This is a genomic window from uncultured Microbacterium sp., from assembly GCF_913776565.1.
GTDB lineage: Bacteria > Actinomycetota > Actinomycetes > Actinomycetales > Microbacteriaceae > Microbacterium.
The window spans coordinates 1-10265 of sequence record NZ_CAJYPF010000108.1 but is presented as its reverse complement, the minus strand read 5'-3'; the positions used below and the strand labels follow the sequence as shown (position 1 = coordinate 10265).

At 70.9% G+C, this 10265-nt stretch carries 9 protein-coding genes; 4 read left to right on the top strand and 5 right to left on the bottom strand.

The window, feature by feature from the left end; all coding sequences use genetic code 11:
- The 3 genes from QZ433_RS05845 to QZ433_RS05835 form a co-directional block, all read right to left on the bottom strand.
- The coding region (locus QZ433_RS05845) for a proline/glycine betaine ABC transporter permease (RefSeq protein ID WP_295780674.1) at window positions 1–929 on the bottom strand (929 nt) is incomplete at its 3' end.
- Window positions 929–2242: a glycine betaine/L-proline ABC transporter ATP-binding protein gene (locus QZ433_RS05840; RefSeq protein WP_295780672.1), complete on the bottom strand. Its 1314-nt coding sequence runs from the start codon at window positions 2240–2242 to the stop codon at window positions 929–931. The genes QZ433_RS05845 and QZ433_RS05840, both read right to left, overlap by 1 nt.
- A gap of 373 nt (window positions 2243–2615) precedes the next feature.
- Window positions 2616–2921: a chorismate mutase gene (locus QZ433_RS05835; protein ID WP_295780670.1), complete on the bottom strand. Its 306-nt coding sequence runs from the start codon at window positions 2919–2921 to the stop codon at window positions 2616–2618.
- Window positions 2922–3001: 80 nt separating this feature from the next.
- Between QZ433_RS05835 and QZ433_RS05830 the strand changes: the two genes are divergently transcribed.
- A complete protein-coding gene (locus tag QZ433_RS05830) occupies window positions 3002–4126 on the top strand; it encodes an AI-2E family transporter (RefSeq protein ID WP_295780669.1) in 1125 nt (374 codons plus the stop codon).
- Between the two features lie 9 nt (window positions 4127–4135).
- Here QZ433_RS05830 and QZ433_RS05825 read toward each other — a convergent pair whose 3' ends face one another.
- Entirely contained in the window at window positions 4136–5335 is a 1200-nt protein-coding gene (locus QZ433_RS05825; RefSeq protein ID WP_295780667.1) for a beta-propeller fold lactonase family protein, read from the bottom strand.
- Window positions 5335–6621: an adenylosuccinate synthase gene (locus QZ433_RS05820; RefSeq protein ID WP_295780665.1), complete on the bottom strand. Its 1287-nt coding sequence runs from the start codon at window positions 6619–6621 to the stop codon at window positions 5335–5337. Before QZ433_RS05820 ends, QZ433_RS05825 begins: the two co-directional genes overlap by 1 nt.
- A gap of 105 nt (window positions 6622–6726) precedes the next feature.
- On the opposite strand from QZ433_RS05820, the gene QZ433_RS05815 reads away from it, so the two are divergent.
- The 3 genes from QZ433_RS05815 to argG all read left to right on the top strand — a co-directional run bounded on the left by QZ433_RS05815 (window position 6727) and on the right by argG (window position 9676).
- Window positions 6727–7446, top strand: coding sequence for a Pr6Pr family membrane protein (locus tag QZ433_RS05815; RefSeq protein ID WP_295780664.1), 720 nt, complete (start codon window positions 6727–6729; stop codon window positions 7444–7446).
- A gap of 26 nt (window positions 7447–7472) precedes the next feature.
- Window positions 7473–8150: a peptidylprolyl isomerase gene (locus tag QZ433_RS05810; protein WP_295780662.1), complete on the top strand. Its 678-nt coding sequence runs from the start codon at window positions 7473–7475 to the stop codon at window positions 8148–8150.
- A gap of 83 nt (window positions 8151–8233) precedes the next feature.
- Window positions 8234–9676, top strand: coding sequence for an argininosuccinate synthase (gene argG, locus QZ433_RS05805; protein ID WP_295780660.1), 1443 nt, complete (start codon window positions 8234–8236; stop codon window positions 9674–9676).
- The last annotated feature ends 589 nt before the right edge of the window (window positions 9677–10265 follow it).

Here is a 10265-nt window from a genome sequence, read left to right as displayed (position 1 = left end):
GCCGTGTCGACGTGCGGCGCCTGGGTGGCATCGGCCGTGACGACCGCCGCGGGACGGGCGGCCCGCCGACGGGCGAGCACGCCGAGCAGAGACGAGGTGTTGTCGGCACGGTTGCCGAGAGCGGCGGTGAGCCGGTCGAGGTAGACCGCGAGGATCACGACGCTCAGGCCGGCCTCGACGCCCTTGGGCAGGTTGACGGTCGAGATCGACTGCACGACCTCTTTGCCGAGGCCGTCGGCGCCGACGATGCCGGCCACGACCGCCATCGACAGCGCGAGCATGATCACCTGGTTGACGCCGGCCATGATGGTCGGCATCGCGAGCGGCAGCTGGATGCCGCGCAGGATCTGCCACGGGGTGGCGCCGAACGCCTGCCCTGCCTCCACCGTCTCGGAGTCGACCCCGCGGATGCCGAGCTCGGTCAGACGCACACCCGGGGGCAGTGCGAAGATGACGGTCGAGACGACACCGGGCACGACGCCGATGCTGAAGAAGGTGATCGCGGGGATCAGGTAGACGAAGGCGGGCATCGTCTGCATGAAGTCGAGGATCGGCTTCAGCACCGCGCGGACCGTGCTGTTGCGCGCCGACCAGATGCCCAGCGGCACCGAGACCGCCACGGCGACGACCGTCGCCACGAGGACGAGAGCGAGGGTCTGCATGGCGGTGACCCACTGCCCCATCGCGAGGATGAGGGCGAAGCCGACCACGGTGCCCAGGGCGAGCTTCCACGAGCGCAGCAGCCAGGCCAGCAGAGCGGCGATCACGATCACCACGACGATCGGCGACGACAGGAGGATGTCGCTGAGGCCGCCCACGAGGAAGCGCACGGTCACGGCGATGACGTCGAAGAGGCCGGAGAGGTTGTCGCGCAACCAGTCCACGGCGGAGTCGACCCAGGAGCCGACCGGGATGCGGAAGCCATCCATCAGCGCACCCCCTCGGTCTCGGAGGCCGTGACCGGGGTGTCGAGCACCGCATCGATCTCGGCGGACGGGAGGGGCTGCGGAAGCACGGTGATCTCCTCGGTGGAGGTGGGCCCGGGTCCGAGGGCGGCGAGCAGCGTGACACGCGGGATGACACCGCTCAGGCGCCCGTCCGCGTCGAGCACGGCGAGCGGGAGCGGCGACTCGACCGAGGGGACGAAGAGGTCCATGAGCACGTCGTCCTCGTGCACGGTCTGCGGCACCGGCTTGAGGCGCGAGAGCAGCGAGTTCTCGCCCGCGCGCACGAGCTTCATGGCATCCCGGTCGGTGATGATGCCGAGCGGCTTGCGGTCGCGATCGGTGACGTAGACGGCCGACATGTAGGCGTCGCGCATCTGGCGCAGGGCCGTGCGCGGGCCCGCCGAGGCGTCGACGCGGGGACGCGGGCGCTCCATGACGTTGCCGGCGGTGAGGACGCGGGCGCGGTCGACGTCCTGCACGAACTGCTCGACGTAGTCGTTGGCGGGATCGGTGAGGATGTCCTCCGGGGTGCCGATCTGCACGATCCGTCCGTCGCGCATGACCGCGATGCGGTCGCCGAGGAACATCGCCTCGTTGAGGTCGTGCGTGATGAAGACGATGGTCTTCTTCAGGGTCCGCTGCAGCTCGATGAGCTGCTCCTGCATCTCGCGACGGATGAGCGGGTCGAGGGCGCTGAACGCCTCGTCCATGAGCAGGATGTCGGTGTCGGCGGCGAGGGCGCGGGCGATGCCGACGCGCTGCTGCATCCCACCCGAGAGGGCCGAGGGGAGCTTGTCGCCCCAGCCGTCGAGGCCCACCAGGGAGAGGATCTCGTTCGCCTTGGCCAGACGCTCGGCCTTGCCGACGCCCTGGAGTTCGAGCGGGTAGGCGACGTTGGCCGCGACCGTGCGGTGCGGGAGCAGGGCGAAGTGCTGGAACACCATCGCGAGGCGATCGCGGCGGAGGCTGCGCAGGCGGGACGCGCCCACGCCGGTCAGGGCGTCGCCCTTCACCTCGACGGTTCCCGCGGTGGCCTCGTGCAGGCCGTTCAGCATGCGGATGATGGTGGATTTGCCCGAGCCGGACAGGCCCATGATGACGAAGATCTCGCCGGGCTGGACGTCGAAGCTCGCGTCGATGACGGCCGCGGTCCCGAGATCGGAGATCTCGTCGCGGCGGGCCCCGGAGCGGAGCTTGTCGACGGCGGCCTGCGGGGATCGTCCGAAGACCTTGAACAGGTTCTTCGCCGAGAGCGCGGGCGGGGTGGGAGCCTGAAGGGCAGGCGGATGGGTCACTGTGCGTACCTCGACGGCCTTCGGGTGGCCGCAGCGGTCACGCCCGGGTGGCAGCCATCGGCGCTCCGACGGGGGAGGAGCGCGTCGGCGTCGGACATCGGGTCCGGCGCCCAGGCCGCCGACCGTACGCTCGCGACGCGGCCTCCCCCGAGACCGCACCGGCGACCGCGGACTGGTCGGGTGGGCGGCCCTCAACGGGCCTCCACCAACGTTTCACGGTGATGGATCACCTGGCAAATCGCCGGTGACCTTGAGATCGAGGATGCCGTGTGGCACGCGCGCCCGCGTGGCGGGACGCCCGGACCACACGACCGCCAGCGGGCGGCGCGGGCGGCCCGGGCGTGTCGCACCGCTCCGGCCGGCGCGCCTCGCGTCAGTCCCCGGCGGGCTCGGATGCGGCGGAGCGGTGGTGGCGGATGACCTCGGCGACGACGAAGTTGAACCACTTCTCCGCGAACGCGGGGTCGAGGTCGGCCTGCTCGGCGAGTTGGACGAGGCGCGCGATCTGCTGCTCCTCGCGAGTGGGATCGGATGCCGGCATCCCGTGCTTCGCCTTGAGGACGCCGACCTGCTTCGTGCAGCGGAACCGCTCGGCGAGCAGGAAGATGAGCGCGGCGTCGATGTTGTCGATGCTGCCGCGCAGCCCCTGCAGGATGGTCGAGGGATCGGCGTCGGTCATTGGTCCTCCCAGATCGCTCCGACCCTACCGCGCCGCGTGGGGCCGCACGTGCCTCTCACAGGGAGTCCTACAGTGTGAGCATGAGCCGATCGACGCGCCCCGACCCCACCGCAGCCGGTGCCGACGCCGGGGCCGCGACCACCCGCGACAAGCCGGTCTGGTCGGCGCTCGCGCGTCCGTACGCGGCGGGCTTCTTCCTGACGCTGGGCGGGTTGACGGCGTTCCTGCTGGCCCTCGCCCTGGGCAAGCTGTCGACGGTCCTCATCTACATCGCGATCGCGTTGTTCGTGGCCCTCGCCCTGGACCCGATCGTGCGGTTCCTCGTGCGGCGCGGGCTGTCGCGGGCGTGGTCGATCGTGATCGTCTTCGGCGGTCTCGCGCTCATCCTCGCCGGCGCCCTGTGGCTGCTGATCCCGCCCGTCGTGCGTCAGGTGGAGCAGTTCATCGGCGACATCCCCTCGTTCGTCAACGACCTCATCGACAGCGACGCGGTGCGCTGGGTCGAGCAGAACCTCGGCGACAGCCTGGGCGACGTGCTCAAGGAGGTCCAGGGCTTCGTCACGAACCCCGCGAACATCGCCGCGATCGGCGGCGGTCTGCTGCAGGTGGGCATCGGCATCGGCGAGTTCATCTCGGGCGCGATCATCGTGCTGGTGCTGAGCCTGTACTTCTTGGCATCCCTGCCCCGCATGAAGAACAGCCTCGTGCGTCTCACGCCCGCCCGCAGCCGCGAGACGGTCGCGGACATGACCGGTCAGATCACCGAGTCGGTGGGTGGCTACCTCGCCGGCATGGTGGTCCTGGCGCTGTGCAATGCGGTGTTCGCGTTCATCGTGCTGACGATCCTGCAACAGCCGTTCGCCGCCCTGCTCGCGGCCCTCGCCTTCGGGATCACCCTGATCCCCCTCGTGGGCTCGGTACTGTTCTGGGCAACGGCCACGGTGTTCACCCTCATCGTGAACCCGACGGCGGGGCTGATCTTTGCCATCGTGTATCTGGTGTACATGCAGATCGAGGCATATATCCTCACGCCCCGCGTGATGAATCGCACGATCTCGATTCCGGGAGCGCTCGTCGTCATCGGCGCACTCGTCGGCGGCACCCTGCTCGGCCTTCTGGGCGCGCTGGTCGCGATTCCCGTCACGGCGTCGGTCCTGCTGATCATCAAGCAGATCGTCATCCCGCGACAGGATGCCAAGAAGTAGCGGCCGGCGTCAGCGCATCGGCAGCAGACGCGTCGGCGACGGCGACGGCGTGCGGTGGCGCACGCGCCCGGGGATCCCGGTGCGCGCGTCCAGCGGCAGCGAGACGATCTCGTGCGCCAGCTGTCCCGCGACCAGGAGCGTGTCGTCGACGACGACATGATGGCGCGGCCAGTGCGTGCCGGTCTCGGCCAGGGCGAGGAGCTGCAGTTCTTCGCCCGCGCCGCGCACCGACAGCACACCGACGGTGTCACTGCCGCGCACGCCGGCGTACAGCGTGCCGCCGTCGCGGCTCATGCACAGCTCGGCCGCGGTGTCGGTGTCGAGCGTGCCGAGCAGCGGCTCGCCCGACCGCACGTGCCAGCGCCCCTCGCGGTCAGGGGCCAGCACGAACACCTCGCAGCTCAGCTCGGTGACGACGTAGAGATGGCCCGACGGATGCCAGACCCCGTGCCGCGGTCCGCTCCCCCTCGGAAGCACGACGTCCTGCACGAGACGCAGGCCGCCCGGGGACTGCCGCCAGATGCGGACCAGGTCGAGTCCCATGTCGGTGGTCGCCACCAGACCGCGGGGCAGGAAGATCGCCTGGTGGGCACGTGAGACCCGCGCTCCGACCATCGCCTCTTCGCTCTCGGCGTCGGTCTCGGGCACGTCGTCGTACGCCGGGATGAGGTGCGAGAACTCCTCACCCGCGGCATCGCGCAGGGCGCGGGCGGCGGCGGCCAGATCCGGCACGACGGCTCCCGACACGCGCGCCCCCGTCGACACGGCGCCCTCGTCGGACGAGGAGCCGTAGGGGTCGGCGGCCTCTGCGGCGGCGACGGGGTTCGACGGGCGGCCCGCGGCATCCAGGTCGATGCGTACCACCCGCCCGTCGCCCCAGCAGCTGGCGACGAGGAACGACGCGTCGGGGGCGACGGCAATGTGGCACACCGCCTCGCCGACGGGGACCGGGGCGCCGACGCGCGTCAGGCGGGTGTCGGCGGTGCGACGGTACGCCTGTACGGTGCCGTCGAACTCGAGGGCCGCGTACAGCAGGTCGTGCGCGGGGTGAGAGGCGATCCACGACGGCGAGCCCGGCGCCGCGACCGCGGTGCCGACCATGCCCAGGGGGCCGCCGGCCCCGGGGGCGTCGGCTTCGCCGGCCTGCAGGATGCCGATGCCCTCGGCCGCACCGTTGTCGGGGGCGTAGGCGCCGACCCAGAAGCGCATCAGTCGATGAGGTCGTGGCGCACGATCACCTGGTCGCGGGCGGGGCCCACGCCGATGACCGAGATGCGGGTGCCGCTCATCTTCTCGAGCGCCAGCACGTAGTCCTGCGCGGTCTGCGGCAGGTCCTCGAAGCTGCGGGCGGTCGAGATGTCCTCGCTCCAGCCGGGGTAGTACTCCAGGATCGGCTTGGCGTGGTGGAAGTCGGTCTGGTTGACCGGCAGGTCGTCGTACCGCTCGCCGTCCACGTCGTACGCGACGCAGACCGGGATCTGCTCGAGACCGCCGAGGATGTCGAGCTTGGTGAGCACGAGGTCGGTGATGCCGTTGATGCGCGTGGCGTAGCGGGTGATGGGCGCGTCGTACCAGCCGACGCGGCGGGGGCGCCCGGTGGTCGTGCCGAACTCGAAGCCGCGCGAGCGCAGCCAGTCGCCGCTCTCGTCGAACAGCTCCGTCGGGAACGGTCCCGATCCCACGCGCGTCGTGTACGCCTTGACGATGCCGACGATCCGGTCGAGGCGGTTCGGACCGACGCCCGAGCCGGTCGCCGCGCCTCCGGCCGTCGCGGACGACGACGTCACGAACGGGTACGTGCCGTGGTCGACGTCGAGCATGGTGGCCTGGCCGCCCTCGAAGACGACGACGTCACCGGCCTCGAGCGCGTCGTTGAGCAGAAGCGAGGTATCGGCGACCATCGGACGCACGCGCTCGGCGTACGCCAGCAGGTCGTCGACGATCTCGTCGGCGGTGATCGAGCGGCGGTTGAAGATCTTGACGAGCAGGTGGTTCTTCTGGTCCAAGGCGCCCTCGACCTTCTGGCGCAGGATGTTCTCGTCGAAGAGGTCTTGCACGCGGATGCCGACGCGGTTGATCTTGTCGGCGTAGGCCGGGCCGATGCCGCGGCCGGTCGTGCCGATCATGCGCTTGCCGAGGAAGCGCTCGGTGACCTTGTCGAGCGTGCGGTGGTACTGGGTGATGATGTGGGCGTTCGCGCTGATCTTCAACCGGCTGGTGTCGAGGCCGCGCGCGTTGAGGGCCTCGAGCTCGTTGAACAGCACCTCGAGGTCGACCACGACGCCGTTGCCGATCACGGGCGTCACTCCCGGAGACAGGATGCCGCTGGGCAGCAGGTGCAGCGCGTACTTCTCATCGCCGATGACGACGGTGTGGCCAGCGTTGTTGCCGCCGTTGAACTTCACCACCCAGTCGGTGCGCTCACCGAGCAGGTCGGTGGCCTTGCCCTTGCCTTCGTCGCCCCACTGGACGCCGACGATCACGATTCCGGGCATGTGCGCTCCTCGCGTCTGATTCCGGCGGTACACCCCATCCTATCGAGCGGGTCGGACACGACCCGCGGCCTGCCCGCGCGCGCCGCGGCTCACTACCCTGGAGCGATGACGAGAACGACGGGCTGGGCCCTGGGCTGGAACGTCGCCCGCGCGGTGGCGGCGGTGGCGATCGCGGCGGCCGTGGTGGCGCAATTCATCTCGTCGGCGTCGGGCGCCGCCGCGGCGGGTCGCGACATAGCCACCACGGTGGCCAACTTCTTCAGCTTCTTCACGATCCTCTCCAACGTGTCGGCGGCCGTCGTGCTGCTGCTGCTCGCGGTGCGGCACCTCCGCCGACGGCGGTCGACCCGCGACGGCGCCGAGATCGATCCGCCCGCCCTCGCCACCGCGCTGGCCTACGTGTCGACCTACATGATCGTCACCGGCGTGGTCTACAACCTGCTGCTGCGCGGGCTGCCGCTGCAGCCCGAGACCGTCGGTTGGTCGAACGAGATCCTGCACGTGTGGGGGCCGCTCTTCCTGCTGCTCGACGTGCTGCTGGGCGCGGGTCGGCGACGCCTGCCGTGGACCGCGGCACTCGGCGCGGCGGTCTTCCCCATCGCGTGGATCGTCTACACGCTGCTGCGCGCCCCGCTCATCACCAACCCCACCACCGGGGCACCGTACTGGTACCCGTATCCCTTCCTCGACCCGAACACCGGCGGCTGGTCGAGCGTCGTGGTCTACATCGTGGTGATCGCCGTCGCGATCGTCGCCCTGGCGTTCGGCATCGTCGCGATCGGGCGGGCACGCGGCATCCGGATGCCGCGGGACCCGTCCGTCTGAGCGGACCTGCGCCTACCCTGGTGAGCGTGCGAACGCGACTGATCTCTGCGGCACTGGCCGCCTCCGCCCTGCTCCTGCTCGCCGGTTGCGCGGGAACCACCGCGACCGAGACCGCCCCGTCCTCCAGCCCCACGGCGACGGCGGCCGCGTCCGGCGACTGCGCGTTCGAGGCCTCGGGCCAGCCCGCCATCGACGTGACCCCGCCCGCGGAGGGCAGCGAGCGCCCGAGCGGGCAGGTGCAGGCCGTGCTGCAGACCTCGGCCGGCGAGATCCCCCTCACCCTCACCGGCGAGCGCACCCCGTGCACGGTCGAGAGCTTCGTCTCGCTCGCGCAGCAGCAGTACTTCAACAACACCGAGTGCCACCGCCTGACTACCCAGGGGATCTTCGTCCTCCAGTGCGGCGACCCCACGGGTACCGGACGCGGCGGCCCGGGCTACCGTTTCGCCGACGAGCTCGACGGTGGCGAGACGTACCCGGCCGGCACGGTCGCGATGGCCAACGCCGGTCCCGACACGAACGGCTCGCAGTTCTTCCTCGTGTACGAGGACACTCCCCTGCCGCCCAAGTACACGGTCTTCGGACAGATGTCGCCCGAGGGTCTCGCGGTCGTGCAATCCATCGCCAAGGCCGGTACCGCGGGCGGGACGGCGGACGGCGCCCCCGCGACCCCGGTGACGATCACGAGCGTGACGGTCGGCTGACCCCTCCTCCCCCGTGGTCACGAGGGACGACGACGCCGCCCTGGGGTCGGGTCACGGCATCCCTCCGCCCTAGAATCGAGGGCATGTCCAAGGTCTTGCAGTCCCTTCCCGTCGGCGAGCGCGTCGGCATCGCCTTCTCGGGGGGTCTCGACACCTCCGTGGCCGTCGCGTGGATGCGCGACAAGGGCGCGGTGCCCTGCACCTACACGGGCGACCTCGGTCAGTACGACGAAGACGACATCGCCTCGATCCCCGGTCGCGCGACGCAGTACGGCGCCGAGATCTCGCGCCTCGTCGACTGCAAGACCGCGCTCGTCGAAGAGGGCTTCGTCGCCCTCGCCTGTGGCGCGTTCCACATCCGCTCGGGCGGCCGCACCTACTTCAACACCACGCCGCTCGGCCGCGCCGTCACCGGCACGCTGCTCGTGCGCGCGATGAAAGAAGACGGCGTCGACATCTGGGGCGACGGCTCCACCTACAAGGGCAACGACATCGAACGGTTCTACCGCTACGGTCTGCTCGCCAACCCCGCCCTGCGCATCTACAAGCCGTGGCTCGACGCCGACTTCGTCACCGAGCTGGGCGGGCGCAAAGAGATGAGCGAGTGGCTCGTCGCTCACGACTTCCCCTACCGCGACAGCGCCGAGAAGGCGTATTCGACGGATGCCAACATCTGGGGCGCCACGCACGAGGCCAAGACCCTCGAGCACCTCGACGTGTCCCTCGAGATCGTCGAGCCCATCATGGGCGTGCGCTTCTGGGACCCGGCGGTCGAGATCGAGACCGAGGACGTCACGGTCGCCTTCGAGGCCGGTCGCCCGGTCGCGATCAACGGCACGCGCTTCGACGACCCGGTCGCGCTGGTGCGCGAGGCCAACACGATCGGCGGACGCCACGGCCTCGGCATGAGCGACCAGATCGAGAACCGCATCATCGAGGCCAAGTCGCGCGGCATCTACGAGGCCCCGGGCATGGCCCTGCTGTTCCTGACCTACGAGCGCCTGGTCAACAGCATCCTCAACGAGGACACCCTCGCGACCTACCACGAGCAGGGTCGTCGCCTCGGTCGCCTCATGTACGAGGGCCGCTGGCTCGAGCCGCAGTCGCTCATGCTGCGCGAGTCGATCCAGAAGTGGGTCGGGTCGACCATCACGGGCTCGGTCACCGTGCGCCTGCGCCGCGGCGAGGACTACACGATCCTCGACACCGTGGCATCCGGGATGTCGTACTCGCCCGAGAAGCTGTCGATGGAGCGCGTCGGCGACGCCGCCTTCGGACCCGTCGACCGCATCGGCCAGCTCACCATGCGCAACCTCGACATCGCCGACTCGCGCGCGCGTCTCGAGCAGTACGCGAGCCGCGGCCTCATCGGCGGCCCCACCGGCGAGCTCGTCGGCGACGTCGCCGTCGGTGGGGCGCAGGAGATCATCGAGCCGGCCGCTCCCCTCTCGGCCGACGGCGAGCGCCTGGCCGAGGCGACGGACGCCGCGGGCGAGTCCGCCGCGTTCGACGCCGGCACCGACTGACCCGCACCCTTCACGACGCCGCCCCGCCGCCTCGGCCGGGCGGCGTCGGGCGTTTTCGCGCGATGTCACCGGCCGCCCTCGCGGCCCGCTGCCGCACCGCACCGCCACGCCACATCACTGCCCCGCCTCCCCGCGGCCTCGCCCCGCTGCCGCACCGCACCGCCACGCCACATCGCCGCCCCGCCTCCTCGCCGCCCCGCCTCCTCGCGGCCCCGCCTCCCCGCGGCCACGCCTCCCCGCGGTCTCGTCGCCTCACCGCCACGCCTCCCCGCGGTCTCGCCGCGGTCGGCCGGGGACATCCGGCGCGTCTCCCGAGACACAACGCAGGAGTTCGGCACCGACGGTGGGGCGGAGAGGGGTGATTGCGCTCGTTCGCCGCGAAACCCTGCGTTGCGGCGACTCAGCCGGGAGCGGGGCCCGCCGCCCCCGCCACCCCCGCCACCCCCGCCGCCGCGACTCGCTGGCCCGCTACCCCGGGGGACACCGGGCTTAAGTTGCACACACATGTGCACTTTCGGAGTACACTCGACCCGTGAGCATCCCCACCCGCCGCGACGCCGTCGAGAACCGCGCCGGCATCCTCGACGCG